The organism is Kitasatospora sp. NPDC093558 (genome assembly GCF_040683475.1).
GTDB lineage: Bacteria > Actinomycetota > Actinomycetes > Streptomycetales > Streptomycetaceae > Kitasatospora.
On record NZ_JBFBDY010001238.1, the window covers coordinates 1 to 1,278 of the forward strand.

Sequence of the window (1,278 nt, forward strand, 5' to 3'; positions counted from 1 at the left end):
GCGGGGGTGGCCACGCCGTAGGCGGTCCAGGTGCCGTAGGCCATGCCGGCGGCCCAGCCGGCGAGCAGGGCCCAGCGGTGGAACCAGCGGGTGAACAGGCCGCCGACCAGGGCGGGGAAGGTCTGGAGGATCCAGACGCCGCCGAGGAGCTGGAAGTTGATCGCGACGGTCTTGTCCATGGTGAGGACGAAGACCAGGGCGCCGACCTTCACGAGCAGCGAGACCAGTTTGGAGACGCGGGTCTCCTGCGCGGGCGTGGCCCCGGGACGGACGAGCTCCTTGTAGATGTTCCTCGTGAACAGGTTGGCGGCGGCGATGGACATGATGGCGGCCGGCACCAGGGCGCCGATGCCGATCGCCGCGAACGCGATGCCCGCGAACCAGGACGGGAAGAGCGTCGCGAACAGCTGCGGGATGGCGAGTTGGCCGTTGGCGACCTTGACGTCGGCGGCGAGGGCCATGAAGCCGAGCAGTGCGAGCAGGCCGAGCATCAGGGTGTAGAGCGGCATGATCGTGGTGTTGCGGCGGATGACGTCGCGGTTGGCGCTGGAGAGCGTCGCGGTGATCGAGTGCGGGTACATGAACATGGCCATCGCCGACCCCAGCGCGAGGGTGGCGTACGTCCAGTGGGCGTGCGGGTCGAGGAGGAGCGAGCCGTGCGACTTCCCGGTGGCGGGGCTGCTCTGGGCCAGGGCCTCGCCGGCCCGGTCGAAGACGGCGCCGAAACCGCCGAGCCTGAAGGGGATGTAGACGATCGCCACCAGGATGACGACGTAGATCAGGGCGTCCTTGACGAAGGCGATCATCGCGGGGGCGCGCAGACCGGAGGAGTAGGTGTAGGCCGCCAGGACGCCGAACGCGAGGAGCAGCGGCAGGTCCTTGACGTACCAGGCGCTGTTCCCGGTGCCGCTCAGACCCATGACGTCCAGGACGGCCTGGATGCCGACGAGTTGGAGGGCGATGTAGGGCATGGTGGCGAGCAGGCCGGTGAAGGCGACGGCGAGGGACAGGGCTTTGGAGCCGTGGCGTCCGCGGACGAAGTCGGCCGCGGTCACGTACCCGTGCCTGGCGGAGACGGACCACAGGCGGGGCAGGAACGTGAAGATCAGCGGGTAGACGACGATGGTGTAGGGCACGGCGAAGAAGCCGGCCGCCCCGGCCGCGTAGACGGCCGCCGGGACGGCGACGAAGGTGTACGCGGTGTAGACGTCGCCGCCGAGCAGGAACCAGGTGATCCAGGTTCCGAACGAGCGTCCGCCGAGGCCCCATTCGTCGAGG

Annotated in this window: 1 protein-coding gene; it reads right to left on the bottom strand. The window is 69.4% G+C overall.

Annotated elements, in window-relative coordinates; all coding sequences use genetic code 11:
- On the bottom strand, nucleotides 1-1,278 hold a 1,278-nt coding region (gene mctP, locus AB0O00_RS40020; RefSeq protein WP_363659588.1), incomplete at both ends, for a monocarboxylate uptake permease MctP.